Here is a 25861-nt window from a genome sequence, read left to right as displayed (position 1 = left end):
CACTCCCCCAAAGACGGGCGGCATTATACATGCGAAGCCCTACTCTCAAGAGGGCTAATTTCCACAGGTTGTGTCCGAATGACTGGCGAAATAAACATCCTGCCACTGCCCCAGGCGCCCGCTCCCGGCCCCTCGCGCCCTCAGCCGATCAGCGGCGAATTGCTCAAGCTGGTGCCGCCACTGGAAGGCCTGATTGCCGCCGGTCAGAGCGCCAAGGCTGAAGTGCTGTCGCTCAAGCAGACCGACCAGACCTTCCAGCTGCTGCTCAAGGTGACCCTGGACAACGGCCGGCAAACCACCGTGCAAGCCACCAGCAGCCAGCCCTTGCCCCAGGGCACCAGCCTGGCGGTGATCCAGCCTTCGGCCGGCAACCTGGCGATCACCGTGCAGCAGGCCATCGCCTCCAGCGTCGCCGCCCTGACGCGCCTGGATACCAGCCAACTGCCCGCCGGCACCCTGCTCCAGGGCAAGGTGCTGACTACCCAGCTCCTGCCCCAGGGCAGCAATCAGCCGGCGATCTACCGTTCCCTGGTGAGCCTGCTCAACACCGCGCAAAGTGGCGCCACCTTGAGCATCGACAGCCCGCAGCCGCTGCGTATCGGCAGCCTGCTCAGCGCCCAGGTCTCGGATGCACAGACCCTGAACTTCGTCCCTCTGGGCAACCGCCAGGAACAACTGGCCATCGCCGCACAACTGGCCAGCCAGCAAAGCCGCCAGGGCTCCCTGAACGGATTGATCAACCTCCTGCAGAACCTGCCCGCCGACAGCGAACTGGCCACTTCCTCCGCCGACCTGCGGGCCGCCGTGGAGCGCTTGCTGGCCGGCCTGCCGGACCATCAGCAGTTGAGCACCTCGCGCGGCGTGGCCCAGGCTCTGCTGGGCAGCGGCCTGTTTCTGGAAGCCAAGCTGCTGGCCGGCACCAATCCCGGTCAGACGCCAGACCTGAAGGGCGACCTGCTGCGCCTGATCGCCCAGTTGACCCCGGGGCTGCCCTCCTCCAGCAGCTTCAATGCGATCATCGCCGCCAACACCCTGGCGCAATCGCTGCCGAGCTTCGTGCGCAGCGCCCTGGGCACCCTCGGCCAGGTCAGCGCCAAGACCTCACCCAGCGGCTTCCCGCTGCCGGAGCGTCTGCTGCAAAGCCTGGAAGGTGAAGGCGATCTGCAACAGTTGCTGCGCCTGGCCGCCGCCGCGGTATCACGCCTGCAGAGCCATCAACTGGCGAGCCTGGAACAGAGCGGCCAGACCGACGATGGCCGGCAACTGACCACCTGGCAGCTGGAAATCCCCATGCGCAACCTGCAGGACATCGTGCCCTTGCAGGTCAAAATGCAGCGCGAAGAAGCGCCGGAGCCTGAGCCGCAACAAAAACGTGAAGAGCGAGAACCCAAGCAGGCCTTGTGGCGGCTCGATCTGGCCTTCGACCTGGAGCCCCTGGGCCCTTTGCAGGTCCAGGCACAACTGATTCAAGGTCGGCTGTCCAGCCAGCTGTGGGCCGAACGCCCCTACACCGCGAGCCTGATCGAAAGCCACCTGGGCAACCTGCGCGAACGCCTGCTGGCTTCAGGGCTGGATGTCGGTGACCTGGACTGCCACCTGGGCATCCCGCCCCAGGGCCCGCAAACTCGATTGGAACAACGCTGGGTCGACGAAACTGCATGAAACACACACCTCCTCCACGCCAGGCCATTGCCCTCAAGTACGACGGCCAGCAAGCCCCGACCCTGACCGCCAAGGGCGACGATGAACTGGCCGAAGCCATCCTGAAGATCGCCCGGGACTATGAAGTGCCGATCTATGAGAATGCCGAGCTGGTGAAGCTGTTGGCGCGCCTGGAGTTGGGCGAGAGCATTCCACCGGAGCTGTACCGGACCATCGCCGAAATCATCGCCTTCGCCTGGAACCTCAAGGGCAAGTTTCCGGCCGGGCATGATCCGCATCAGGTGGAACTGGAGAAAGACATCACCGAGCGCGGTGACGATTATTGAAGAGAAGCCGCGGCAAGCGCTAAGTCGCAAGCTTCCCTCGGGAAGCTTGCGACTTGTGGCTAGCCTTTGTGCAGCTTGCTGACCAGCTCCGCCTCGGCCTGGGTCAGGCCGCAGGACTGGGTCAGCTCGTCGACACTGGCGCCCATGCCCACCAGGCGCGCGGCCTGGGCGAAGGACAGGCTGGAGGGGTCACGCTGCTCCAGTTGGGCCAGTTTGTCCGGCAACGGCGCCACCACCGCTCGCAGCTCATGCAGATCCTCGCCCATGCGCACCGTACCGCTCTGGTAATGATCGACGCGCTTGGCCAGCTCCTTGATCCGCTGGTCGCGCACGGCATCGCCTTCGGCCTGCTGGGCGGCGATCTGCCGCTGATTGCGGGTATACGACAGGAATAGCGCCACAGTGGCGACCCAAAGGATCGCCAGGACAATCACCGCTACCTCGAGGATCAATCAGATACTCTCCAGTTCCGACCATTCCTCTTCGCTCATCATCTTGTCCAGTTCAACCAGAATCAGCAGTTCGCCGTTCTTGTTGCAGACACCCTGAATGAACTTGGCCGACTCTTCGTTACCGACATTCGGCGCGGTCTCGACTTCCGACTGACGCAGGTAAACCACTTCCGCCACGCTGTCGACCATGATCCCGACCACTTGCTTGTCGGCTTCGATGATGACGATCCGGGTGTTGTCGTTGACTTCGGTCGGCACCAGGCCGAAACGCTGACGGGTGTCGATCACGGTGACCACATTGCCCCGCAGGTTGATGATCCCCAGCACATAGCTGGGAGCACCCGGTACCGGAGCGATCTCGGTGTAGCGCAGGACTTCCTGGACGCGCATCACGTTGATGCCGTAGGACTCGTTATCCAGCTTGAAGGTGACCCATTGCAGGATCGGATCTTCGGAACCCTGTGCAGACGACGACTTATTCATACCCTGACCCCTCAAAAAACCGTTGAAAACGGCGTGTGTTCTGTGTGGCCACGTCCGACGGACATAGCCTGTTGTTGGTTTACTTCGGCTTGTGGGCCGCTTGACTGATAGCCATCTGCTTGGCGCCGCCGGTGGCAATCAACTCGGCCAGTTCAGCAACGTCAAGCAAGGCGCACATATGCTCAATCACCGTGCCGGCCAGCCACGGACGCTGGCCACGATGACTGCGCCACTTGATTTCGTTGGGGTCCAGGCGCAGGGAGCGACTGACCTGATGCACTGCCAGCCCCCACTCGTAGCCCTGGACCGAGATCACATACTGCAAGCCCTGGCGAAAATCATCACGGTAGCGATCCGGCATGACCCAGCGAGCGGTATCCAGGACTTTCAGATTACCGGCCTGGCTCGGCAGGATGCCGAGGAACCATTCCGGCTGGCCGAACAGCGGTGTCAGCTCCTGCCCTGCCAGGGAATAGATCGACCCCAGGCACACCAACGGCACTGCCAGGGTCAGGCCGGCGACATCGAACAATAGGCACTCGAAAGGTTCGGCCGCCCAGCTGGGACGGTCGCTACCGGAAACCGGAGGCGGTGTATTGTTCGGCGGCAGATGAACTTCCACCAGTGGCGGCACCAGGGCCTGGAGCATCGGCACCACCGGCGAGATCGAGCTCGGCAAGGGTTCCGGCGCCTCCATTACCGCAGGTGCAGGTGCAGCATCCCGGACAGCAGGTGCCGCCTGGTGCTGGGCCTGTGCGTCCCGCGCCTGCTCTTCCAACACTGCAGCCTGGAACTCATCCAGCACTTCGCTGGAAGCCTGGGACATTACCGGCGGGACCGGCGGAGCAACCTGGACCGGAGGCTCCGGTAGCTGTTCCTCTTCGGTAGCATCCTGCAGCAAAGCGTCCAGGTACGATTGCAGCGCCAGCTGAGGCCGGCTCTTGATATCCAGAGGACGGTTCATGAGGATGCCCACGCAAAAACCCCGATACAGTGATCTGTAGGGGTTATCGGCCGAGCAGTCGAGTGACTTGAATAGCGCTTCACGTCAAGCCACCTGCGCCACGAGTTGTTGGGCCAGCAGATGCTTGAGCAAGGCCTTGTAGGCCAGTACACCGCGGCTCTTGCCATCGAACTGAGATGGGGTGACCCCTGCCCGGCTGGCATCCCGCAAGCGGGTATCCACCGGGATATAGCCCTGCCAGATTTCGTCGGGAAACTTGTCCCGCAGGATCCGCAGAGTGCCCAGGGAAGCCTGGGTCCGGCGGTCGAACAGGGTCGGCACAATGGTGAACGGCAGCGGTTGCTTGCGCGAGCGATTGACCATCGCCAGGGTGTTGACCATGCGCTCCAACCCCTTGACCGCCAAGTGCTCGGTCTGCACCGGGATCACCAACTGCTGGCTAGCCGCCAGGGCATTGACCATCAACACACCGAGCAGCGGTGGGCTGTCGATCACCGCGTAATCGAAGTCCTGCCACAGCTGTGCCAGGCTCTTGGCGATCACCAGGCCCAAACCACTCTGCCCCGGTGACTGACGCTCAAGGGTGGCCAGGGCGGTGCTCGACGGCAACAGTGAAATGCGCTCATGGCTGGTGCCCAGCAACAACTGGCCCGGCAGGTCCTGGGGCACATTGCCCTTGTGCAGGAACAGGTCGTAGCTGCTGTGCTCCAGGCTGTCCGGGTCATAGCCGAAGTAGCTGGTCATGGAACCGTGGGGGTCGAGATCGACCACGACCACGCGCTTGCCCGCCTCGGCCAGCAAACCGGCTAAAGCGATGGAACTGGTGGTTTTACCGACACCACCCTTTTGATTGGCAACTGCCCAGACTCTCATTCGGTTTGTTCCTCCCGCCCGGCCACAGCGGGGCGAGACATAGCGCTAAGTTATAAAGCAGGTGACGGAGAATTGACGGCGCTTCCCTGTACCGGCGTTTTCACTGGGGTTGGTGCAGTTTGTGTGCCAGCACGCTTGAGTGCCGCATCCGGTGTCGCGTTGGCGGTTCCGGTACCGGTCAGGCTGCGACGCACATCCAGGTTGCGCGATACCACCAGCACCACCCGGCGATTGCGTGCCCGGCCTTCGGCGGTGGCATTGTTGGCCACCGGCTGGAACTCGCCATACCCCACCGAAGCCATTCGCGCGGGGTTCACCCCCTGCATCGCCAGCATCCGCACGATGCTCGCCGAGCGGGCCGAAGACAACTCCCAGTTGGTCGGGTACTGCGCGGTCTGGATCGGCAGGTTGTCGGTGAAGCCTTCGACATGAATCGGGTTGTCGAAGGGTTTGAGGATCTTCGCCACCTTGTCGATGATGGTGAACGCCTGATCGCTGGGCATGGCATCGCCGCTGCCGAACAACAGGCTGGAGTTGAGTTCGATCTCCACCCACAACTCATTGCCACGCACGGTCATCTGGTTAGAGCTGATCAGGTCGCCAAAAGCGGCGCTGATGTCATCGGCGATGCTTTTCAGCGGGTCACTGCCACCGGAAATCCCGGCATCGGTCTGTTCGCTGTCCTTGACCAGCGGCTTGGCCGGGGTCACGGTCTTGGGCCGCTCGTCACCGATGGGAATCGGCTTGAGACTGCGATCGGAGTCGGTGAAGACCCCGATCAAGGCTTCGGAAATCACCTTGTACTTGCCCTCGTTGATCGAGGAGATGGAGTACATGACCACGAAAAACGCGAACAGCAAGGTGATGAAGTCGGCGTAGGAAACCAACCAGCGTTCGTGGTTGACGTGTTCTTCTTGCTGGCGACGACGAGCCATAATCAGTCCATGAAGCCTTGCAGCTTCAACTCGATGGAGCGAGGGTTTTCGCCTTCGGCAATCGACAGAATGCCTTCGAGCAACATTTCCCGGTAACGGGACTGGCGCAAGGCAATGGCCTTGAGCTTGGCCGCGATCGGCAACAGCACCAGGTTGGCACTGGCCACACCGTAGATGGTGGCGACGAAGGCCACGGCAATACCACTGCCCAACTGCGATGGATCAGCCAGGTTGCCCATCACGTGGATCAGGCCCATCACCGCACCGATGATGCCGATGGTCGGCGCATAGCCGCCCATGCTTTCGAAGACCTTGGCAGCCTCGATATCCCGGCTTTCCTGGGTGTAGAAGTCCACTTCAAGGATGCTGCGGATGGCTTCCGGCTCGGCACCATCGACCAACAGCTGCAAGCCTTTGCGCGAATAGGTGTCAGGCTCGGCGTCCGCCACGCCTTCCAGGCCCAGCAGGCCCTCCTTGCGTGCGGTCAGGCTCCAGTTGACCACCCGATCGATGCCCCCGGGCAGGTCCACCCGAGGCGGAAACAGAATCCACACCAGGATCTGCATGGCTCGCTTGAAGGCACTCAACGGCGACTGCAGCAAGGCCGCGCCGATGGTGCCGCCGAGCACGATCAGTGCCGCCGGGCCATTGGCCAGGGCCGACAGGTGACCCCCTTCCAGGTAGTTGCCACCAATGATGGCGACAAACGCCATGATGATCCCGATAAGGCTGAGCACATCCATCAGAGACAGGCCTCGACCAGATGCCGGCCGATGTCGTCCAGGCTGTACACCGCGTCCGCCAGATTGGCTTTGACGATGGCCATGGGCATGCCATAGATCACGCAGCTGGCTTCATCCTGGGCCCAGACCGCGCTGCCGCCCTGCTTGAGCAGGCGGGCGCCTTCGCGACCGTCGGCGCCCATACCGGTCAGCACCACCGCCAGAACTTTGTCGCTGTAGGACTTGGCCGCAGAACCGAAGGTGATATCCACGCACGGCTTGTAGTTCAGGCGCTCGTCGCCAGGAAGAATCTTCACCGCGCCACGACCGTCGATCATCATCTGCTTGCCGCCCGGCGCCAGCAGCGCCAGGCCTGGACGCAGGATGTCGCCATCCTCCGCTTCCTTGACACTGATCCGGCACAGCTTGTCCAAACGCTCGGCAAAGGCTTTGGTGAAAGCCGCAGGCATATGCTGAATCAGCACGATAGGTGCCGGGAAGTTGGCCGGCAGTTGGGTCAGGACCCGCTGCAGCGCCACCGGGCCACCGGTGGAAGTACCGATCGCCACCAGCTTGTAGGCCTTGCGCTTGGGCGCTGGCGATGCCGGGCCGGCAGCCGGTGCCGGAGCACGGACAGGAGCAGGCGCAGGCGCCGGACGACTGCCGCCAAAGCTCGACGGCGCCGGAGCCGGTGCAGCCGGTTGCGGCGCCGGGGCGCTGTAGCTGCTGAAACGGCGATTACTGCGCGAAATGCTGTGGACTTTCTCGCACAGCAGTTGCTTGACCTTCTCGGGATTGCGCGAGATGTCTTCGAAATTCTTCGGCAGGAAATCCACAGCCCCGGCATCCAGCGCATCGAGGGTCACTCGAGCGCCTTCGTGGGTCAGGGAAGAGAACATCAGGACCGGCGTCGGGCAGCGCTGCATGATATGCCGCACTGCGGTGATGCCATCCATCATCGGCATCTCGTAGTCCATGGTGATCACGTCCGGCTTGAGGGCCAGGGCCTGATCGATCGCCTCTTTACCATTGGTCGCCGTACCGACGACCTGGATATTCGAATCCGCTGAAAGAATTTCCGAGACGCGGCGGCGGAAAAAACCCGAATCGTCCACCACCAGGACTTTGACTGCCATAAACACTCCGTTAGGTGGGGCGAGGCCAACCGCCCCTCCCCGCCGAATCAAATACGCCGTGCGGCGTAACGCTTGAGCATGCTCGGAACATCGAGAATCAGAGCGATGCGGCCGTCACCGGTAATGGTGGCGCCGGACATGCCCGGGGTTCCCTGAAGCATTTTGCCCAAGGGCTTGATGACCACTTCTTCCTGGCCTACCAGTTGATCGACGACAAAACCGATCCGCTGGGTGCCCACCGAAAGGATCACTACGTGGCCTTCACGCTGCTCTTCATGAGCCGCGGAACTGACCAGCCAGCGCTTGAGGTAGAACAGGGGCAATGCCTTGTCACGCACGATCACCACTTCCTGGCCATCCACCACATTGGTGCGGGACAGGTCGAGGTGGAAGATTTCGTTGACGTTGACCAGCGGGAAGGCGAACGCCTGGTTGCCCAGCATCACCATCAGGGTCGGCATGATCGCCAGGGTCAACGGCACCTTGATGACGATCTTCGAACCCTGGCCCTTGGTCGAGTAGATGTTGATCGAGCCATTGAGCTGGGAAATCTTGGTCTTCACCACGTCCATGCCCACGCCACGGCCGGAGACGTCGGAGATCTCGGTCTTGGTGGAGAAGCCCGGGGCGAAGATCAGGTTGTAGCACTCGGTGTCGCTCAGGCGGTCGGCGGCGTCCTTGTCCATCACGCCGCGCTTGACGGCAATGGCTCGCAGAACGTTGGGGTCCATGCCCTTGCCGTCGTCGGAAATCGACAGGAGGATGTGGTCACCTTCCTGCTCCGCCGCCAGCACCACTTTGCCGCCACGGGCCTTGCCCGAGGCTTCGCGCTCTTCCGGCGACTCAATGCCATGGTCCACCGCGTTGCGCACCAAGTGCACCAGCGGATCGGCCAGGGCCTCGACCAGGTTCTTGTCGAGGTCGGTTTCTTCCCCCACCAGCTCCAGGTTGATCTCTTTCTTGAGCTGTCGGGCCAAGTCGCGAACCAGACGCGGGAAGCGCCCGAACACCTTCTTGATCGGCTGCATGCGGGTCTTCATCACCGCGGTCTGCAGGTCGGCGGTCACCACGTCCAGGTTCGACACGGCCTTGGACATGGCTTCGTCGCCGCTGTTGAGCCCCAGGCGCACCAGACGGTTACGCACCAGCACCAGCTCGCCCACCATGTTCATGATTTCGTCCAGGCGCGCAGTATCAACCCGCACCGTGGTTTCTGCTTCGCTGGCAGGCTTTTCCGCTGGTGGCGCCGCTGCGGCACGAGCCGGTGCCGGCGCTGCAGCCGCTGCCGGTTTTGCCGCCTCGGCCTTGGCTTCGGGCTTCTTCGCCACGGGCTTGGCGACGGCGGTGCTGGTTGCAGCAGCCGGTGCCGCAGCAACAGCCGCTGCCGGTTTGGCCGCACCCGGAGCCTCAGAGAACTTGCCCTTGCCGTGCAGCTCATCGAGCAGGGATTCGAATTCGTGATCGGTGATCAGGTCGCTACCGGCTGCGGCGGCGCTTGGCGCCGGCGCGGCAGGCACCGCGGCCACTGCTGACTCCAGTGCGTCCACGGCAAAGTTGCCCTTGCCATGCAACTGGTCCAGCAGGGCTTCGAATTCGTCATCGGTGATTTCGTCGCCAGCTGCGGCAGCACCAGCGGCAGCAGGAGGCGCTGCGGGAGCTACAGCATCGGGTGCGAACTGCCCCTTGCCATGCAGTTGGTCCAGCAGGGACTCGAACTCGGCATCGGTGATCTCGTCGCTGGCAGGCGCAGCCTCGGCCACCGGTGCGGCAGCAGGCGCAGCCTCGGCGTCGGCCTTGGCGGCATTCAGCGAGTCGAGCAAGAGTTCGAATTCGTTATCGGTGATATCCCCTGATGGGGCCTCAGCCTCGGGCTCAGGCTCGACAGCGACTTCGGCCACTTCTTCGACCGCCGGCGCTGCAGGTTCGGCACCGGCAGGCTCAGCGAGGCGCGCCAAGGCGGCCAGCAGCTCAGGTGTCGCGGCAGTGATTTCGGTGCGCTCACGGACCTGGCTGAACATGCCGTTCACCGCGTCCAGCGCCTCGAGCACCACGTCCATCAGCTCCGAATCGACCCGTCGCTCACCCTTGCGCAGGATGTCGAAGACGTTCTCGGCGATGTGGCAGCACTCCACCAGCTCATTGAGCTGGAGGAAGCCGGCGCCCCCTTTAACAGTGTGAAAACCGCGAAAAATTGCATTGAGCAAGTCCGCATCATCTGGCCGGCTTTCCAGCTCGACCAGTTGTTCGGACAGTTGCTCTAGAATCTCGCCGGCCTCAACCAGGAAATCCTGAAGGATCTCTTCATCGGCGCCGAAGCTCATTAATGGGTGCTCCTAGAATCCAAGGCTGGAAAGCAAATCGTCTACATCGTCCTGACCGGACATAACGTCTTCCCGTTTATCGGCATGAATCTGCGGACCTTCACCCTTGGCGAGATGTTTTTGCGGATCTTTTTCAGCGAGGATCGATTCACGGTCATGTTCGATGCCAGCGAAACGATCAACCTGACTGGCCATCAAGACGAGTTTGAGCAGATTGCTCTCGACTTCCGTGACCAACTGGGTCACACGCTTGATCACCTGACCGGTCAGGTCCTGGTAATCCTGCGCCAGCAGAATGTCGTTGAGGTGGCCCGAGACGGTGCGGGTTTCCTGCTCGCTACGCGTCAGGAAACTGTCGACCCGGCGTGCCAGTTCGCGAAACTCTTCAGCGCCGACCTCGCGCCGCATAAAGCGCCCCCAGTCTGCGCTCAAGGCCTGGGCTTCAGTGCTCAGGCCATTGACCAACGGAGTGCTGATCTCCACCAGATCCATGGTGCGGTTGGCGGCGGCTTCCGTGAGCCGGACCACATAGGACAGGCGCTCAGTGGCATCCGTGATCTGTGAAACTTCCTCGGCTTGCGGCATGTGCGGGTCAATCTGGAAATTGACGATCGCGCTATGCAGCTCGCGGGTGAGCTTGCCCACTTCCTGATACAGGCCGCGGTCACGGGTCTGATTGAGCTCATGGATCAATTGCACCGCTTCGCCAAACCTGCCCTTTTCAAGGCTTTCGACCAGTTCCAGCGCATGTTTTTTCAGGGTCGACTCAAAGTCGCCCAGTGAAGATTCGTTATGCTCCATAGCTCCCCCGTGGCGGAATGGCTACGTACATCAACCGATGCGTTCGAAGATCTTTTCGATCTTCTCTTTCAACGCCTGAGCCGTGAATGGTTTGACGACATAGCCGTTTACGCCGGCCTGGGCCGCTTCGATGATCTGCTCGCGCTTGGCTTCAGCAGTCACCATCAATACCGGCAGGTGCTTGAGTTTTTCATCGGCCCGCACGTGGCGCAGCAGGTCGATACCGGTCATGCCCGGCATGTTCCAGTCCGTTACCAGAAAGTCGATGCTCCCGCTGTTGAGTACCGGAATGGCGGTAGTGCCATCGTCGGCCTCGACCGTGTTGGTGAAACCCAGATCACGCAACAGGTTTTTTATGATCCGCCGCATCGTTGAAAAGTCATCAACGATGAGGATTTTCATGTTCTTGTCCAATTCGACCTCCAAGCAGTCTTAAACGCATCCAGCACCTGAACGCGCCATTCAATCAATTCGGCATAACACACAACGACTGCATGGAGCACATACTGCAAGACCGGTGCAGCGCTTGCTTCACCGGTCCTGATCGCAGTGTCCCCACACTGCCTGTCAGCGCGCTCGCCACTCCCCCAAACGCCCCCGCAAGCGGGCTGCGCACTGGCTGTGTAACTGGCTGACCCGCGACTCGCTGACCCCCAGGACCTCACCGATTTCCTTGAGGTTCAGCTCTTCGTCGTAGTACAGCGCCAACACCAGTCGCTCGCGCTCCGGCAAATTGGCAATCGCATCCGCCAACGCAGCCTGGAAGCGTTCATCCTCCAGGTCCCGTGACGGCTCGAGATGAGCACTGGCGCCATCCTCATGCAGCCCTTCATGTTCGCCGTCCTGCAACAGATCGTCGAAACTGAACAGGCGGCTGCCCAAGGTGTCGTTCAAAATCCCGTAATAATCGTCGAGACTCAATTGAAGTTCGGCCGCAACTTCGTGATCTTTAGCATCGCGACCGGTTTTAGCTTCAATTGCGCGAATGGCATCACTGACCATGCGCGTATTACGGTGCACCGAACGCGGTGCCCAATCGCCTTTGCGAACCTCGTCAAGCATCGCCCCTCGGATACGGATACCCGCGTAGGTTTCGAAACTCGCCCCCTTGCTCGCGTCGTACTTGGTCGACACTTCGAGCAAACCGATCATTCCGGCCTGAATCAGGTCTTCCACCTGAACACTGGCCGGCAACCGCGCCAGCAGGTGATAGGCAATACGCTTGACCAGTGGCGCATAGCGCTCGATCAATTCGTATTGGCTGTCACGTGCCGACTTCTTGTAGAGGTTGTAGCCGCTGGCAGTCATAGCACCGGTCCCGCTGTTTGATGCACTAGGCGCTCGACAAAAAACTCCAGATGCCCGCGTGGGTTCGCCGGCAACGGCCAGGTATCGACTTTTTGCGCGATGGCCTTGAACGCCAATGCACACTTCGAACGAGGAAAGGCTTCATAGACCGCACGCTGCTTTTGCACGGCCTTGCGTACGCTTTCGTCGTAGGGAACTGCGCCGACGTATTGTAAGGCCACGTCCAGGAAACGATCCGTGACCTTGGTCAATTTTGCAAACAGGTTGCGCCCTTCCTGAGGACTCTGGGCCATGTTGGCCAAGACCCGGAAACGGTTCATGCCGTAATCGCGGTTGAGCAACTTGATCAGCGCGTAGGCGTCGGTGATGGAGGTCGGTTCGTCGCAGACCACCAGCAACACTTCCTGGGCTGCGCGGACGAAACTGACTACCGAGTCACCAATGCCCGCAGCGGTGTCGATCACCAGCACATCGAGATTGTCGCCGATGTCGCTGAAGGCCTGGATCAGGCCCGCATGCTGGGCAGGACTCAGGTGCACCATGCTTTGGGTGCCCGAGGCGGCCGGAACGATGCGAATGCCGCCAGGCCCCTGGAGCAGCACGTCGCGCAGCTCACAGCGCCCTTCGATGACATCCGCCAGGGTGCGTTTGGGGGTCAGACCCAGTAGGACATCGACGTTGGCCAGTCCCAGATCGGCGTCCAGCAGCAAGACCCGCCGACCGAGCTCAGCCAGAGCCAGGGACAAGTTCACTGACACATTAGTCTTGCCGACGCCACCTTTGCCGCCGGTCACCGCAATCACCTGTACGGGATGCATGCTGCCCATGTTCTTTCTTTACCTTGTCTTACTTAGACGGGGCCACATAACTGGCTGCGCGTTCACCATTGGAACAATGCATGGCAGACCATCGATGTAGATACACTGCAATCTATTCATGTCTACCTCAGCCGACCCGCTTGGTCGGGCTGTGATAGAGGTCAGCGAACATGTCGGCCATGGCTTCTTCGCTGGGTTCTTCCTGCATCTGCACACTGACAGCACGACTCACCAACTGGTGGCGGCGAGGCAGATGCAAATCGTCGGGAATCCGTGGGCCATCGGTGAGATAGGCCACTGGCAATTCGTGACTGATGGCCAGGCTCAAGACCTCGCCAAGACTAGCTGTTTCATCCAGTTTCGTGAGGATGCAACCGGCCAGACCGCAGCGCTTGTAGCTGTGGTAGGCAGCCGTCAGCACCTGCTTCTGGCTGGTAGTGGCCAGCACCAGGTAATTCTTCGCCCGAATCCCACGACCGGCCAGGCTTTCCAGTTGCATGCGCAACGCCGGGTCGCTGGCTTGCAGGCCGGCGGTGTCGATCAACACCACGCGCTTGCGCAGCAGCGGGTCCAGGGCTTGAGCCAGGGACTGACCAGGATCGACATGGGTCACCGACACATTAAGGATGCGCCCCAGGGTCTTGAGCTGCTCCTGGGCGCCAATACGGAAGCTGTCCATGCTCACCAGAGCAATGTTCTGTGCGCCGTACTTGAGTACATAGCGCGCTGCCAGCTTGGCCAGGGTAGTGGTCTTGCCCATGCCGGCAGGGCCGACCATGGCAATCACGCCCCCCTCTTCGAGTGGCTCGACTTCCGGGGTCTGGATCATCCGCGCCAGGTGCGCCAGCAACATGCGCCAGGCCTGGCGGGGCTCGTCGATTTCGCTGATCAGTGCCAGCAGGTCGCGCGCCAGCGGGCCGGACAGGCCGATGCGCTGCAGGCGACGCCAGAGGTTGGCCTGCTCCGGGCGACTGCCCTGCAACTGGCTCCAGGCCAGGGAGCCCAACTGCACTTCCAGCAGCTCACGCAGACCGTTGAGTTCGAAACGCATGGAGTCCAAGGCCCGGTTATCGGGCGCCGGAGCAACAGGAGCCGGGGCCGGACGCGGACGCTCGGTCAGGGTCGGCTCGATCAGCGGCTCGGCGGCAGTCAACGGCAGACCGGCGAACAACTGGCGATTGGTGATCGAGGCACTGTCGCCCTCGCCCCGCAGGCTCAGTTCGGCCTGGGCGGTGACGATACGCGACTGGGTCTTGCGCAACTCGTCTTCAAGTTCCATGTTCGGAACCCGCGGCGACAAGGCTGACAACTTGTAATCCAGGGCAGCCGTCAACTCGACGCCCCCGGCAATCCGCCGGTTGCCGATGATGGCGGCTTCAGCGCCCAACTCATCACGAACCAGTTTCATGGCCTGACGCATATCGGCGGCGAAAAAACGCTTAACTTGCATAACCCACTACCTCAGCCGTTGGGCCCTACTGTCGCAACGATGGTCACTTGCTTGTTGTCGGGAATTTCCTGGTACGCCAGCACATGCAACCCGGGAACGGCGAGACGCCCGAACCGCGAGAGCATGGCGCGGACCGGACCCGCTACCAACAGAATCACCGGTTGACCTTGCATCTCTTGACGCTGCGCCGCTTCGATCAGCGAACGTTGCAGCTTTTCAGCCATGCTTGGCTCCAGCAGAACGCCTTCTTCCTGGCCTTGTCCTGCCTTCTGCAAACTGCTGAGCAAAATTTGTTCCAACCTTGGCTCCAAGGTAATCACAGGCAGCTCAGACTCAGTACCTACAATGCTTTGGACGATGGCGCGAGACAAGCCGACCCGAACCGCGGCAACCAAAGCGGCAGTATCTTGACTCTTGGCGGCATTGTTGGCGATCGCCTCGGCAATGCTGCGGATGTCCCGTACCGGCACCTGTTCGGCCAGCAGCGCCTGCAACACCTTGAGCAACTGCGACAACGACAGCACACCCGGCACCAACTCCTCCGCCAGCTTCGGCGAACTCTTGGCCAGCACTTGCAGCAGCTGCTGCACCTCCTCGTGACCAATCAGCTCGCTGGAGTGCTTGTACAGAATCTGGTTCAAGTGGGTGGCGACCACGGTACTGGCGTCCACCACGGTGTAGCCCAGGGACTGCGCCTGAGGCCGCTGGCTGATTTCGATCCACACCGCCTCCAGGCCAAAGGCCGGGTCACGGGCCGAGATACCGTTGAGGGTGCCGTAGACCTGCCCGGGGTTGATCGCCAGTTCGCGATCCGGATAGATCTCGGCCTCCGCCAGGATCACCCCCATCAGGGTCAGGCGATAGGCACTGGGGGCCAGGTCCAGGTTGTCACGGATATGCACAGTAGGCATAAGGAAGCCCAGGTCCTGGGACAGCTTCTTGCGCACACCCTTGATCCGCGCCAGCAGTTGCCCGCCCTGGTTGCGATCCACCAAAGGAATCAGGCGGTAGCCAACTTCCAGGCCGATCATGTCGATCGGAGTCACATCGTCCCAACCCAGCTCCTTGGTCTCCATGGCCCGAGCCGGAGAAGGCAGCAAGTCTTGCTGACGCTGGACTTCTTCCTGAGCCTTGACCTTGACCAGGTTCTGCTTTCTCCAGAGCAGATAAGCCGCACCACCGGCCACTGCCGCCAGACTGAGGAAGGAGAAGTGCGGCATGCCCGGCACCAGCCCCATCACCGCCATCAGGCCCGCAGCCACTGCCAGCGCCTTGGGCGAAGCGAACATCTGCCGGTTGATCTGCTTGCCCATATCTTCGGAGCCCGAAGCACGAGTCACCATGATGGCGGCCGCGGTGGACAGCAGCAGCGATGGCAACTGCGCCACCAAACCGTCACCGATGGTCAGCAAGGCATAGACCTTGCCGGCGTCGGCAAAGGTCATGTTGTGCTGGAAGATACCGACCGCCATGCCGCCGATCAGGTTGATGAAGAGGATCAGCAGGCCGGCGATGGCGTCGCCGCGAACGAACTTGCTGGCACCGTCCATGGAGCCGTAGAACTCGGCCTCCTGGGCCACTTCCAGACGGCGCAGCTTGGCCTGATTCTGATCGATCAGGCCGGCGTTGAGGTCGGCGTCGATGGCCATCTGTTTGCCGGGCATGGCATCCAGGGTGAAGCGCGCGCTCACCTCGGAAATCCGTCCGGCACCCTTGGTCACCACCACGAAGTTGATGATCATGAGGATCGCGAAGACCACGATACCCACGACATAGTTACCGCCGATCACCACCTCACCGAAGGCCTGGATCACCTTACCGGCGGCGGCATGGCCTTCCTGACCGTGGAGCATCACCACCCGGGTCGAGGCCACGTTGAGTGCCAACCGCAACAAGGTGGCTACCAGCAGAATGGTGGGGAACACCGCGAAATCCAGTGGTCGCAGGGCGTACACACAGACCAGCAGGACTACGATCGACAGGGCGATGTTGAAGGTGAAGAACACATCCAGCAGGAACGCCGGTACTGGCAGCATCATCATGGCCAGCATGACCAACAGCAGCACAGGTACACCCAGGTTGCCTCGACCGAGGTCAACCAGGTTACTGCGAGCCGTGTTGATTAACTGAGAGCGATCCACCGATTTACCCCGTTCCGTAAAGCAAACTTTTGACGCCTGAAGCGGCTCGGGGCTGCTACTGCAAGAAGCCTTCCAACTTTGCCAAAGCGGCGCAATCCCACCCTTGACCAGGAAGAACCGGGCTACCGGCGAACAAGATCGCGGGACCACCATTGCCGACTAGCGAAGCGCCCTGGGTCAGCTGCAAGAAACAAGGTTACAAGGCGAAATAATGGCAATTAGCCATTTTTCTGACGAAAGCAGGACGCACTCGCTGGCAAGCCAGGCCCTGCATACCTACAGCTACAGGGGCTCGATGGGGCCGCCCGAGGATTGCTTGCCGCCAGTGTCGCGCCGCAGATCTGCCGGAATCGGCAAGTCCTTGAGCGGGTCCGGACGCTTGCCCTTGCCCGCGCGGTGCTGGCGGATCTGATAGACGTAGGCCAGGACCTGGGCCACCGCCAGGTACAGGCCCGCAGGGATTTCTTCTTCAAGCTCAGTGGAGTAATAGATGGAACGCGCCAAAGCCGGCGACTCCAGCAGCATCACTTCATGGGCCACGGCAATCTCGCGGATTTTCAGGGCCAAGAAATCGCTGCCCTTGGCCAGCAACACCGGAGCCCCACCCTTCTCGGCGTCATACTTGAGGGCAACGGCGTAGTGAGTCGGGTTGGTGATCACCACGTCAGCCTCGGGGATTGCCGCCATCATCCGCCGCTGAGACATCTCGCGCTGGGTCTGGCGAATCCGCTGCTTGACCTCAGGACGACCTTCCTGGTCCTTGTGCTCGTCACGCACCTCCTGCTTGGTCATCAACAACTTCTTATGGGCCTGGTAAATCTGCACCGGCACATCCACCGCCGCGATCAGGATCAGCCCGCACGCCATCCACAACGTGCTCCAGCCCACCACCTGGACGCTGTGGATGATCGCCAGCTCAAGCGGTTCGTGGGCAATGCGCAGCAGATCATCAATGTCCGCCGACAGCACCGAAAGCGCCACGAACAGCACCAGGCCGAATTTGGCCAGGGCCTTGAGCAGCTCGATCAACGCATTGGTGGAAAACATCCGCTTAAGACCACTCGCCGGATTCATTCGACTGAACTTGGGCGCCAGACTCTTGCCCGCGAACAACCAGCCCCCGAGGGAAATCGGCCCGATGATGGCCGCCAGCAGCAAGGTCAGCAGCACCGGCTGCACCGCCAGGATGGCGATCTTGCCCGAGTGCAGCAGGTACTGCCCCATGGCTCCCGGGCTGAGCAGCACCTCCCGGGGCAAGGAGAAATTCAGACGCATGATTTCCAGCAGGTCCTGGGCCAGACCACCGCCATACACCAGCAGACCGCCCGCCCCTGCCAACATGACGGCCAGGGTATTGAGCTCCTTGGAACGGGCAATCTCACCCTTTTCCCGGGAGTCCTTCTTGCGTTTCTCCGTGGGGTCTTCTGTCTTGTCCTGACCGCTCTCGCTTTCTGCCATGGCTCAACGCGCCTTTGCCAGTTCGCGTAAAAACTGCAGGGCCTCGGAGGCCAGCGGTTGATACTGATTGAGAATGTCAGCCAGGCTGACCCAGACAATGCCCATGCCGAGCACCAGCGTCAGGGGAAAGCCGATGGAGAAGATATTCAATTGCGGGGCGGCTCGGGTCATCACGCCAAAGGCGATGTTGACCACCAGCAGCGCGGTGATCGCCGGCAGTACCAGCAACAGCGCAGCCCCCATGACCCAACCGAGCTTGCCCGCCAGCTCCCAGTAGTGGTTGACCATCAGGCCACCGCCCACTGGCAGGGTGGTGAAGCTTTCGGTAAGGACTTCAAAGACCACCAGATGGCCGTTCATGGCCAGGAACAGCAGGGTCACCAGCATGGTGAAAAACTGCCCGATCACCGCCACCGAGACGCCGTTGGTAGGGTCGACCATGGAAGCGAAGCCCATGCCCATCTGGATCGCCACGATCTGCCCGGCGATCACAAAGGACTGGAAGAACAGCTGCAGGGAAAACCCCAGCACCGCACCGATCAGAATCTGCTCGGCAATCAGCAGCAGGCCGCTGAGATCCAAGGCACGCACTTCGGGCATGGGCGGCAGGCCGGGGACTATGACCACGGTAATCGCCAGGGCGAAATACAAACGCACGCGACGCGGTACCAGAGTGGTACCGAATATCGGCATCACCATCAGCAGCGAAGTGACCCGGAACAGCGGCAGCATGAAGCTCGCCACCCAGGTACTGATCTGAGTGTCGGTCAGCGCCAACAGGGACATCGGCTCAGCCGATCAGCTGAGGAATACTGCCGTACAACTGACGGATGTATTCCATGAAGGTTTGCACCAGCCAGGGACCGGCGACAATCAGGGTCACCAGCATCACCAGCAAGCGCGGCAGAAAGCTCAGGGTCTGTTCGTTGATCTGGGTGGCCGCCTGGAACATGGCCACCATCAAGCCCACCAACAGGCTGGGCACCACCAGCACTGCCACCATCAGGGTGGTCAGCCAGAGGGCTTCGCGAAACAGGTCTACCGCGACTTCAGGAGTCATTGTCGAGCACCCGCAAACAAGGTTTTAAACACCGCCGAAACTGCCCGCCAAGGTGCCGATGATCAGGGCCCAGCCATCCACCAGGACAAACAGCATGATCTTGAACGGCAAGGAAATGATCAGCGGCGACAGCATCATCATGCCCATGGCCATCAGCACACTGGCCACCACCAGGTCGATGATCAGGAACGGGATAAAGATCATGAAGCCGATCTGGAAGGCTGTCTTGAGCTCCGAGGTGACGAACGCCGGCACCAGGATGGTCAGCGGTGCCTGGTCGGGGCTGGCAATGTCGGTGCGCTTGGACAGGCGCATGAACAACTCCAGGTCACTGCTGCGAGTCTGCGCCAGCATAAAGTCCTTGATCGGCACCTGGGCCTTGGCCACCGCCTCCTGGGACGTGAGTTTTTCCGCCAGGTAAGGCTGCAAGGCATCCTGGTTCACCCGGTCGAACACCGGAGCCATGATGAACATGGTGAGGAACAGCGCCATGCCGGTGAGGATCTGGTTGGACGGCGTCTGCTGCAGACCCAGGGCCTGACGCAGGATCGAGAAAACGATGATGATCCGGGTGAAGCTGGTCATCAGCATGACGAACGCCGGGATGAAACTCAGCGCGGTCATGATCAGCAGGATCTGCAGGCTGACCGAGTATTCCTGCTGACCGTCGGCATTGGTGCCCAGGGTAATCGCCGGGATCGACAACGGGTCGGCCGCCAGCGCCAGCGGCGCCACCAGCATCAGTGCCAACGTCAAGATGATGCGCAACGGCATTACTTCTTATCCTTATGATCCTTGCCCAACAGCTCCATCAGGCGCTGGGCAAACTCGGGCGTCGCCTGCTCGGCACTGGGCACCTGCACCGGTTCTTTGAGTACATGCAGCGGGGTGATGGTGCCCGGGGTCAGGCCCAGCAGAATCTGCTCGCTGCCCACTTGCACCAGCACCAGGCGATCGCGCGGCCCCAGGGCCCGGGAGCCGATCAACTCGATCACCTGCCCCTTCCCGGCGGGACCGGCCTGCTGCACCCGGCGCAGCAGCCAGGCGAGGAAGAAAATCAGCCCGATCACCAGCAGCAGGCCCAGCACCAGCTGGGTCAACTGCCCACTGACACTGCCCACTGCCGGGGCTGCAGCCGCAGCTGTCGCCGCCGACTCTGCAGCCAGGGCGCCCAGGGGCAAACCGAGCACGACCACGCCAAGCAGCTTGTTCACTTAGCGCAGCTTCTTGATGCGTTCGCTGGGGCTGATCACGTCAGTCAGGCGAATACCGAACTTCTCGTTGACCACCACCACCTCGCCATGGGCGATCAGGGTGCCGTTGACCAGCACATCCAGCGGCTCGCCGGCCAGGCGGTCAAGCTCGATCACCGACCCCTGGTTGAGCTGCAGCAGGTTGCGGATGTTGATGTCGGTGCTGCCCACTTCCATGGAGATCGATACCGGGATATCGAGAATCACGTCCAGGTTGGGACCGTCTAGCGTGACCGGCTCATGGCTCTTGGGCATGCTGCCGAACTCTTCCATCTGCAAACGCCCGGAGCCGGATGCGGCGCCTGCATCGGCGGCCAGCAAGGCGTCGATATCGGCCTGGCCGGCATCACCGGTTTCTTCCAGTGCAGCAGCCCATTCATCGGCCAGTGCCTGGTCGTCCTGGGAGTTAATTTCGTCAGCCATCTTGGGTCCTCGACGGGCAAAAATTCATTGAACAGCAAACAGGTTGGAGCGCCGCTCAACGGCGCTCGATCGGCTCGATCACTTGCAGCGCCAGGTTGCCCTTGTGGGAACCCAGCTTGACCTTGAACGACGGTACGCCGTTGGCACGCATGATCATGTCTTCCGGCAGTTCCACCGGGATCACATCGCCCGGCTGCATGTGCAGGATGTCCCGCAGGCGCAACTGACGACGGGCCACGGTGGCGCTCAGCGGCACTGCCACATCCAGCACGTCCTCGCGCAGGGCCTTGCTCCAGCGCTCGTCCTGGTCATCCAGGTCAGACTGGAAGCCGGCGTCGAGCATTTCGCGGATCGGCTCGATCATCGAGTACGGCATGGTCACGTGCAGGTCGCCGCCACCGCCATCGAGTTCGATGTGGAAGGTCGACACCACGATGGCTTCGCTGGGGCCGACGATGTTGGCCATGGCCGGGTTCACTTCCGAGTTTATGTACTCGAAGTTGACCGGCATGATCGCCTGCCAGGCTTCCTTCAGATCGACGAAGGCCTGCTCCAGCACCATGCGCACCACCCGCAGCTCGGTAGGCGTGAATTCACGCCCTTCGATCTTCGCGTGGCGGCCGTCGCCGCCGAAGAAGTTGTCCACCAGCTTGAACACCAGCTTGGCGTCGAGAATGAACAGCGCCGTGCCACGCAGCGGCTTGATCTTCACCAGGTTGAGGCTGGTGGGCACATACAGCGAGTGCACGTACTCACCAAACTTCATGACCTGCACGCCACCTACCGCCACATCGGCGGAACGACGCAGCATGTTGAACATGCTGATCCTTGTATAGCGGGCGAAACGCTCGTTGATCATTTCCAGGGTCGGCATGCGTCCGCGGACGATGCGATCCTGACTGGTCAGGTCGTAGCTTTTGACACTGCCGGGTTCGGCAGCGTGTTCGGTCTGTACCAGACCGTCATCGACGCCATGGAGCAGCGCATCGATCTCATCCTGGGACAGCAGGTCCTGCACGGCCATGTCGTGTTCCTACTGCAGTACGAAGTTAGTAAAGAGCAACTGCTCGACCACTACTTTGCCCACCTCTTTCTGCGCCACTTCCTGGACGCTGGCAGTGGCCTTCTGGCGGAGCATTTCCTGGCCAACCGGAGTCGCCAGGGTGTCGAAACTCTGTCCAGAGAACAGCATCACCAGGTTGTTGCGGATCACCGGCATGTGCACTTTCAGCGCATCCAGGTCGGCCTGGTTGCGCGCCAGCAGGGTAATGCTCACCTGCATGTAGCGCTGACGACCGTTCTGCGTGAAGTTGACGACGAAGGCCGGGGCCATGGGCTCGTAGATCGCTGCCGGCTTGACGTTGCTGGCGGTTTCCGCAACCGGCGCAGGCTTGCTCTGAGCACTGTGCATGAAGTACCAGGTGGCGCCGACCGACAAGCCGATGGCCAGCAACAACGCCAGAACAATCAAGAGGATAAGCTTGAGTTTGCTTTTCCCTGCGGTGGGTTTTTCTGCTGCTTCGCTCTTCGCCATGCCAATAATCCGTCACTATTCGGGGGTTCACAGTCGCACGGCAAGGCAAGAGCAAGTGTTATGCCAGATTTGTCCGAAATGGGGGGATAAGCAGCGGGGAAGGAGAAGCAAGGGGCATGGCGAGCTCTCTCGGCCACGCCCCCTCTGTCACTCAATCAGGCGTAATAGTCCACAGCGCTGGTGCCAATCACGGTCTGCACCGGGGCAGCCACTTCAGCCACGCCATGGGGCAACTCTTCGTCGCCACCGTCCAGGCGCGTGCCACTGGTGCTGGAACCACTCCTGCGGTTCTGCTCCTGTTGCGCCTGTTCCTGACCTTGCCAGCCGCGAGACTGGTCGGAAACGTTGACGTCCACCTGCCCCAACCCCTGCTGGTTGAACATGTCTCGCATACGGTGCATCTGCCCTTCCAGGGCTTCACGGACACCGGCATGAGCACTCATGAAGGTCACCTGGGTCTGCTGATCAGGAATCATGTGTACGCGAATATCAAGGCGTCCCAGCTCCGCAGGTTGCAACTGAATGTCCGCCGACCTGAGGTTGGCGCTGGACAGGTACATCACCCGATTGACCACTTCATCGGTCCAACCGCTCTGGTGCATGGCCAGCGGCTGGTTGACCGGCACCGCATTGGCGGTCTTCGGCGTCGCGGCCTGAGTCAGGGCCGCCAGACGATTGGCGAAATCATCCACCCGGGTATCGCTGGAAGCCCCCTTGAGGTCTTTCAGGCCGTCGGCAATCAGGCCAGTGAAGGCCTTTTCGCCGCCCTGCTCGGTACTGTTCTTGCTGGTGTGCTGCTCAAGCATGCCGGCCATGCCATTGGCGAAGTTCTGCACCGACGTCAACTGACCGTCGGCATCGGCATTCGCGGGTGCAGCCTTGGGCTGAGACTGACTGGAAGCCGATACATGCCCGCCTTGCTCCATGGCCAGACGCAGCGCTGGCAAGGCATCCAGCGGATCAGCCTCAGGATCGAAGGCCTCCTTGGGCGGCTCCGCCACAGGCGCCACCGCCGGCACTACCGCTGCCACCACTCCAGCGGGCGGCGCCACGGGCACTTCCACCTGAGGTTGCGCAGCCACTACCGGCGGCGGCACTTCGGCGACCTGAGGTTGCGGCTGGATCGTCGGCAACAGACTCGGGTCCACCGGCGCCGGATCCACCGAGGCGTCGGCCTGCGTGGTATCGGCCGGCTTGTTGTCATCACTGGCGGCAGTGGCGGGCTTGCTGTCGCTGCTCACCGGCTTATCGGCAGGCAAGGTTTTGCCGCTATCGGCAACCGCTGGCTGCGGCGCGGCAGACTGATCGCTGGCAACATCCTTCTTCGGACTGTTGTCGACGCTCTTGTCCCGTACGGGCTTGGGCGAGTTGTCGGCGAGGGCCGGCGACTTGTTCTGCGGCTTGCTCTGAGACTCCTTGGCATAGAGCTGCGCGAAGCTGGACGCCTTGTCCCCAGGCTCGGCAACGCTTGCCAGAGGGCTGGCAGGGGCCGCTTGAGTCTTGGACTTAGCGTTGGCCTGAGCTGTGGCCTGAAGAAGCGAATTAGGGGTAACAGCCATGGGACAGTCTCCGCTGCACGGGGATCAAAGGTACAGTTCAGAGACTTGACTGCAAAGGTCGAGCCAGCTTTATCAACCCGCTGACAAAAGGTCGTTTCTCAGCAGTGGAAGCGCTGCAATTCCTGCTCGCACAAGCGCCGGACAATGGCGAACTCGCCATCGATCTCCCCCACCAGCTGGCGAATGCCATCAACGGCCGACTGTCCGGCCCGCACCTCAAGCTCATGACAGAGCTCAGCCAGGCGGATCGCCCCCATATTGCTGCTACTGCCCTTGAGACTATGGGCGGTCGCCACTAGCTGCAGAGCATCCTCGGACTTGCGCAACAGCCGCACTCGTTCCTCGGAGTCGCAGACGAAAGTGTCCAGCAGGACGGGGTATTCATCCTCCATGACCTCCTGCAATGCGTTGAGCACCGTGTGGTCCAGATGTATCTCAGCCACTTGTTCACTCCTTGATCAAGAACCCCAGGATTATGCCAGAGCCTCCCAGGAAAACTCCACGCAGACACTGCGCCCATCGTCCGCCCACTCCGCCTGGCGACTCATCTGTCGGATCAGGCTGACACCGCGCCCCGACAAGCGCCCGGTATCGTTGGGCCGAGCCAGGATCGCCGCGACATCGAAGCCCTCGCCACTGTCTTCGACCCGCACTATCAGGCGCCCTCCCGCCTCCAGAGGCTGCACCTGCAAATGCACCCGCACAAAGCCATCCTCTAGCTCCGCCAGCCTCACGGATCGCTCGCGGTAATAGCGACTGAAGCCCTCGGCATCCCGTTTAAGCCGGGAGTCGAGCTTGAGCACACCGTGCTCCAAGGCATTGGAATAGAGTTCGGCCAGCACGCTGTACAGAGCCCCGCTCTGGGAGCGCAGGCCGTGCACCTCCAGCAACAACTGCAACAGATACGGCAAAGGATTGAAGCGCTTGAGGGTAGCGGCGCGGAACTCGAAGCTCACCGACCAATCCAGCGGACAGGACTGGCCGCTGTCGGAGTACACCGGGGCCGGCGGCGCCAGCCTGGGAAATTCTGGCAAGCCGACTTCGACCATGCTCACATCGTCCCGGGCACTGCCACCAAAGTCCTCCAGGGCCTGCTGAATCTCCTCGAACAGTCGCTCCTGCTCGCGGTTGGCGGCAAACACCCGGTGCAACCGCTCCACACCAAACAACTCATCGGCGGTGTTGCAGGTGTCGATCACCCCATCGGACAGCAGGAATACCCGATCCCCCGGCGCCATGGGGAACACTTCAGTACGATCTTCGAAAGCCTCGGCACTCAGCACCCCGAGGGGCAGATGTCGCGCCACCAGGGGCGTACGCGCACTGCCGGCATGACGATACAGATACCCCTCGGGCATGCCGCCATTCCACACCTCCACTGACCGTCGCTGGGTACTCAGGCACAGCAGGGTCGCACAACAGAACATATCCACCGGCAGGATGCGCTTGAGCTTGGCATTCATCTCCCGCAGGGTTTCCGGCAGCCCGTAACCCTTGGCGGTCATGCCATAAAACACCTCGGCCAGAGGCATGGCCCCCACCGCCGCTGGCAAGCCATGACCGGTGAAGTCCCCCAACAGCACATGCATGTCACCCGCCGGGGTGTAGGCCGCCAGCAGCAAATCGCCATTGAACAGCGCGTAAGGCGACTGCAGGTAGCGGATGTTCGGCGCATCCAGGCAACCGGAGTGGGCGACCTTGTCGAACACCGCCTTGGCCACCCGTTGCTCGTTGAGCAAGTAATCGTGGTGACGAGTGATCTGGTCCCGCTGCGCCAGCACGGTTTCCTGCAGGCGCCGCAAACGGTCCATGGCGTTGATCTTGGCCCCCAGAATCACCGGGTTATAGGGCTTGGCCAGAAAGTCGTCGCCACCTGCCTCCAGACAGCGAGCCAGCGCCTCCCCTTCACTCAGGGAGGTGAGGAAGATGATCGGCACCAGGGTCTCGCCTGCCAGGGCCTTGATCCGTCGCGCCGCCTCAAAGCCGTCCATCACCGGCATCATCGCGTCCATCAGCACTATGTGCGGACGCTGCTGCTCGAACAACGCCAGGGCCTCGGCCCCATTACTGGCCGCCAGCACCTGGTGCCCCTGGCGCCGGATGATGCCAGACAGCAGCAAGCGGTCCGCCGCGCCATCTTCGGCGATCAGCACACACAGGGGCTCGGTCATCGAGCGCATAC

General features: G+C 61.6%; 27 protein-coding genes. 2 read left to right on the top strand and 25 right to left on the bottom strand.

Annotation, left to right across the window (positions count from 1 at the left end; all coding sequences use genetic code 11):
- The first annotated feature begins 78 nt into the window (after positions 1 to 78).
- Together ACMGF8_RS13720 and ACMGF8_RS13715 are read left to right on the top strand one after the other, a co-directional pair.
- The gene (locus ACMGF8_RS13720) at positions 79 to 1662 is read left to right on the top strand and encodes a flagellar hook-length control protein FliK (protein WP_416759928.1); all 1584 of its coding nucleotides are present in this window, start codon (positions 79 to 81) and stop codon (positions 1660 to 1662) included.
- Positions 1659 to 1988: an EscU/YscU/HrcU family type III secretion system export apparatus switch protein gene (locus ACMGF8_RS13715; RefSeq protein WP_102878869.1), complete on the top strand. Its 330-nt coding sequence runs from the start codon at positions 1659 to 1661 to the stop codon at positions 1986 to 1988. The genes ACMGF8_RS13720 and ACMGF8_RS13715 overlap by 4 nt, the downstream gene beginning before the upstream one ends.
- Before the next feature lie 59 nt (positions 1989 to 2047).
- On the opposite strand, the gene ACMGF8_RS13710 is transcribed toward ACMGF8_RS13715, so the two are convergent.
- From ACMGF8_RS13710 to ACMGF8_RS13590, 25 genes are all read right to left on the bottom strand, one after another.
- Positions 2048 to 2440 carry a DUF2802 domain-containing protein gene (locus tag ACMGF8_RS13710; RefSeq protein WP_102864001.1) on the bottom strand — a complete coding sequence of 131 codons (393 nt, stop codon included), beginning with the start codon at positions 2438 to 2440 and terminating at the stop codon, positions 2048 to 2050.
- Entirely contained in the window at positions 2441 to 2923 is a 483-nt protein-coding gene (locus ACMGF8_RS13705; protein ID WP_011060011.1) for a chemotaxis protein CheW, read from the bottom strand. It lies immediately after the preceding gene.
- Between the two features lie 79 nt (positions 2924 to 3002).
- Complete coding sequence (locus ACMGF8_RS13700) at positions 3003 to 3887, bottom strand: CheW domain-containing protein (protein ID WP_102864002.1); 885 nt, start codon at positions 3885 to 3887, stop codon at positions 3003 to 3005.
- An 84-nt stretch (positions 3888 to 3971) separates the two neighbouring features.
- Positions 3972 to 4760 (bottom strand): ParA family protein, encoded by a 789-nt coding sequence (locus ACMGF8_RS13695; RefSeq protein WP_102864003.1) that lies wholly within the window; start codon positions 4758 to 4760, stop codon positions 3972 to 3974.
- A 50-nt stretch (positions 4761 to 4810) separates the two neighbouring features.
- Entirely contained in the window at positions 4811 to 5698 is an 888-nt protein-coding gene (gene motD, locus ACMGF8_RS13690; protein ID WP_371826159.1) for a flagellar motor protein MotD, read from the bottom strand.
- Positions 5698 to 6438, bottom strand: a complete 741-nt coding sequence (locus tag ACMGF8_RS13685; protein WP_102864005.1) for a flagellar motor protein — start codon at positions 6436 to 6438, stop codon at positions 5698 to 5700. The genes motD and ACMGF8_RS13685 overlap by 1 nt, the downstream gene beginning before the upstream one ends.
- On the bottom strand, positions 6438 to 7553 hold the full coding sequence (locus tag ACMGF8_RS13680; protein ID WP_102864006.1) for a protein-glutamate methylesterase/protein-glutamine glutaminase: 1116 nt from the start codon (positions 7551 to 7553) through the stop codon (positions 6438 to 6440). Before ACMGF8_RS13680 ends, ACMGF8_RS13685 begins: the two co-directional genes overlap by 1 nt.
- Before the next feature lie 47 nt (positions 7554 to 7600).
- Positions 7601 to 9874 (bottom strand): chemotaxis protein CheA, encoded by a 2274-nt coding sequence (locus ACMGF8_RS13675; RefSeq protein WP_250329308.1) that lies wholly within the window; start codon positions 9872 to 9874, stop codon positions 7601 to 7603.
- Positions 9875 to 9886: 12 nt separating this feature from the next.
- Complete coding sequence (locus tag ACMGF8_RS13670) at positions 9887 to 10675, bottom strand: protein phosphatase CheZ (protein WP_102864008.1); 789 nt, start codon at positions 10673 to 10675, stop codon at positions 9887 to 9889.
- A 30-nt stretch (positions 10676 to 10705) separates the two neighbouring features.
- On the bottom strand, positions 10706 to 11077 hold the full coding sequence (locus ACMGF8_RS13665; protein ID WP_003183998.1) for a chemotaxis response regulator CheY: 372 nt from the start codon (positions 11075 to 11077) through the stop codon (positions 10706 to 10708).
- A 165-nt stretch (positions 11078 to 11242) separates the two neighbouring features.
- On the bottom strand, positions 11243 to 11983 hold the full coding sequence (fliA, locus tag ACMGF8_RS13660) for an RNA polymerase sigma factor FliA (protein ID WP_011060003.1): 741 nt from the start codon (positions 11981 to 11983) through the stop codon (positions 11243 to 11245).
- A complete protein-coding gene (gene fleN / locus ACMGF8_RS13655) occupies positions 11980 to 12810 on the bottom strand; it encodes a flagellar synthesis regulator FleN (RefSeq protein ID WP_016963180.1) in 831 nt (276 codons plus the stop codon). Before fleN ends, fliA begins: the two co-directional genes overlap by 4 nt.
- Before the next feature lie 118 nt (positions 12811 to 12928).
- On the bottom strand, positions 12929 to 14251 hold the full coding sequence (flhF, locus tag ACMGF8_RS13650; RefSeq protein WP_102864009.1) for a flagellar biosynthesis protein FlhF: 1323 nt from the start codon (positions 14249 to 14251) through the stop codon (positions 12929 to 12931).
- Positions 14252 to 14262: 11 nt separating this feature from the next.
- Entirely contained in the window at positions 14263 to 16392 is a 2130-nt protein-coding gene (flhA, locus tag ACMGF8_RS13645) for a flagellar biosynthesis protein FlhA (RefSeq protein WP_102864010.1), read from the bottom strand.
- Positions 16393 to 16674: 282 nt separating this feature from the next.
- Positions 16675 to 17850 (bottom strand): flagellar biosynthesis protein FlhB, encoded by a 1176-nt coding sequence (gene flhB, locus ACMGF8_RS13640; RefSeq protein WP_102864011.1) that lies wholly within the window; start codon positions 17848 to 17850, stop codon positions 16675 to 16677.
- A gap of 3 nt (positions 17851 to 17853) precedes the next feature.
- Complete coding sequence (fliR, locus tag ACMGF8_RS13635; RefSeq protein ID WP_102878865.1) at positions 17854 to 18636, bottom strand: flagellar biosynthetic protein FliR; 783 nt, start codon at positions 18634 to 18636, stop codon at positions 17854 to 17856.
- 4 nt (positions 18637 to 18640) lie between these two features.
- Entirely contained in the window at positions 18641 to 18910 is a 270-nt protein-coding gene (fliQ, locus tag ACMGF8_RS13630) for a flagellar biosynthesis protein FliQ (RefSeq protein ID WP_102864013.1), read from the bottom strand.
- A 24-nt stretch (positions 18911 to 18934) separates the two neighbouring features.
- Positions 18935 to 19684 (bottom strand): flagellar type III secretion system pore protein FliP, encoded by a 750-nt coding sequence (gene fliP / locus ACMGF8_RS13625; protein ID WP_102864014.1) that lies wholly within the window; start codon positions 19682 to 19684, stop codon positions 18935 to 18937.
- A complete protein-coding gene (fliO, locus tag ACMGF8_RS13620; protein WP_102878864.1) occupies positions 19684 to 20124 on the bottom strand; it encodes a flagellar biosynthetic protein FliO in 441 nt (146 codons plus the stop codon). Before fliO ends, fliP begins: the two co-directional genes overlap by 1 nt.
- Positions 20125 to 20586: a flagellar motor switch protein FliN gene (gene fliN / locus ACMGF8_RS13615; RefSeq protein ID WP_102864016.1), complete on the bottom strand. Its 462-nt coding sequence runs from the start codon at positions 20584 to 20586 to the stop codon at positions 20125 to 20127.
- 55 nt (positions 20587 to 20641) lie between these two features.
- Positions 20642 to 21610 (bottom strand): flagellar motor switch protein FliM, encoded by a 969-nt coding sequence (gene fliM / locus ACMGF8_RS13610; protein ID WP_011059984.1) that lies wholly within the window; start codon positions 21608 to 21610, stop codon positions 20642 to 20644.
- 9 nt (positions 21611 to 21619) lie between these two features.
- On the bottom strand, positions 21620 to 22120 hold the full coding sequence (fliL, locus tag ACMGF8_RS13605; RefSeq protein WP_102864017.1) for a flagellar basal body-associated protein FliL: 501 nt from the start codon (positions 22118 to 22120) through the stop codon (positions 21620 to 21622).
- 155 nt (positions 22121 to 22275) lie between these two features.
- Positions 22276 to 23679: a flagellar hook-length control protein FliK gene (locus ACMGF8_RS13600; RefSeq protein ID WP_416759918.1), complete on the bottom strand. Its 1404-nt coding sequence runs from the start codon at positions 23677 to 23679 to the stop codon at positions 22276 to 22278.
- 98 nt (positions 23680 to 23777) lie between these two features.
- Complete coding sequence (locus ACMGF8_RS13595) at positions 23778 to 24122, bottom strand: Hpt domain-containing protein (RefSeq protein WP_102864019.1); 345 nt, start codon at positions 24120 to 24122, stop codon at positions 23778 to 23780.
- 30 nt (positions 24123 to 24152) lie between these two features.
- Positions 24153 to 25859, bottom strand: a complete 1707-nt coding sequence (locus tag ACMGF8_RS13590; RefSeq protein ID WP_207815745.1) for an ATP-binding SpoIIE family protein phosphatase — start codon at positions 25857 to 25859, stop codon at positions 24153 to 24155.
- Positions 25860 to 25861: the final 2 nt, after the last annotated feature.

The organism is Pseudomonas sp. BNK-7 (assembly GCF_048072025.1).
In the GTDB taxonomy this organism is placed as follows: Bacteria; Pseudomonadota; Gammaproteobacteria; order Pseudomonadales; family Pseudomonadaceae; genus Aquipseudomonas; species Aquipseudomonas danubii.
Note: the sequence above shows the minus strand (reverse complement) of the source record. Positions and strands in the feature narration are given on the sequence as shown.

Bases quoted from the DNA above. Each gene is read 5' to 3' on its own strand.
- flhF (WP_102864009.1), bottom strand. From the start codon at position 14,251: ATGCAAGTTAAGCGTTTTTTCGCCGCCGATATGCGTCAGGCCATGAAA.
- ACMGF8_RS13695 (WP_102864003.1), bottom strand. From the start codon at position 4,760: ATGAGAGTCTGGGCAGTTGCCAATCAAAAGGGTGGTGTCGGTAAAACC.
- flhB (WP_102864011.1), bottom strand. From the start codon at position 17,850: ATGGCAGAAAGCGAGAGCGGTCAGGACAAGACAGAAGACCCCACGGAG.
- ACMGF8_RS13680 (WP_102864006.1), bottom strand. From the start codon at position 7,553: ATGGCAGTCAAAGTCCTGGTGGTGGACGATTCGGGTTTTTTCCGCCGC.
- ACMGF8_RS13700 (WP_102864002.1), bottom strand. From the start codon at position 3,887: ATGAACCGTCCTCTGGATATCAAGAGCCGGCCTCAGCTGGCGCTGCAA.
- ACMGF8_RS13600 (WP_416759918.1), bottom strand. From the start codon at position 23,679: ATGGCTGTTACCCCTAATTCGCTTCTTCAGGCCACAGCTCAGGCCAAC.
- fliP (WP_102864014.1), bottom strand. From the start codon at position 19,684: ATGCCGTTGCGCATCATCTTGACGTTGGCACTGATGCTGGTGGCGCCG.
- fleN (WP_016963180.1), bottom strand. From the start codon at position 12,810: ATGGGCAGCATGCATCCCGTACAGGTGATTGCGGTGACCGGCGGCAAA.
- fliR (WP_102878865.1), bottom strand. From the start codon at position 18,636: ATGTCCCTGTTGGCGCTGACCGACACTCAGATCAGTACCTGGGTGGCG.
- ACMGF8_RS13670 (WP_102864008.1), bottom strand. From the start codon at position 10,675: ATGGAGCATAACGAATCTTCACTGGGCGACTTTGAGTCGACCCTGAAA.
- ACMGF8_RS13665 (WP_003183998.1), bottom strand. From the start codon at position 11,077: ATGAAAATCCTCATCGTTGATGACTTTTCAACGATGCGGCGGATCATA.
- fliQ (WP_102864013.1), bottom strand. From the start codon at position 18,910: ATGACTCCTGAAGTCGCGGTAGACCTGTTTCGCGAAGCCCTCTGGCTG.
- fliN (WP_102864016.1), bottom strand. From the start codon at position 20,586: ATGGCTGACGAAATTAACTCCCAGGACGACCAGGCACTGGCCGATGAA.
- fliM (WP_011059984.1), bottom strand. From the start codon at position 21,610: ATGGCCGTGCAGGACCTGCTGTCCCAGGATGAGATCGATGCGCTGCTC.
- fliL (WP_102864017.1), bottom strand. From the start codon at position 22,120: ATGGCGAAGAGCGAAGCAGCAGAAAAACCCACCGCAGGGAAAAGCAAA.
- ACMGF8_RS13715 (WP_102878869.1), top strand. From the start codon at position 1,659: ATGAAACACACACCTCCTCCACGCCAGGCCATTGCCCTCAAGTACGAC.
- ACMGF8_RS13675 (WP_250329308.1), bottom strand. From the start codon at position 9,874: ATGAGCTTCGGCGCCGATGAAGAGATCCTTCAGGATTTCCTGGTTGAG.
- ACMGF8_RS13720 (WP_416759928.1), top strand. From the start codon at position 79: ATGACTGGCGAAATAAACATCCTGCCACTGCCCCAGGCGCCCGCTCCC.
- fliA (WP_011060003.1), bottom strand. From the start codon at position 11,983: ATGACTGCCAGCGGCTACAACCTCTACAAGAAGTCGGCACGTGACAGC.
- ACMGF8_RS13705 (WP_011060011.1), bottom strand. From the start codon at position 2,923: ATGAATAAGTCGTCGTCTGCACAGGGTTCCGAAGATCCGATCCTGCAA.
- ACMGF8_RS13590 (WP_207815745.1), bottom strand. From the start codon at position 25,859: ATGCGCTCGATGACCGAGCCCCTGTGTGTGCTGATCGCCGAAGATGGC.
- ACMGF8_RS13685 (WP_102864005.1), bottom strand. From the start codon at position 6,438: ATGGATGTGCTCAGCCTTATCGGGATCATCATGGCGTTTGTCGCCATC.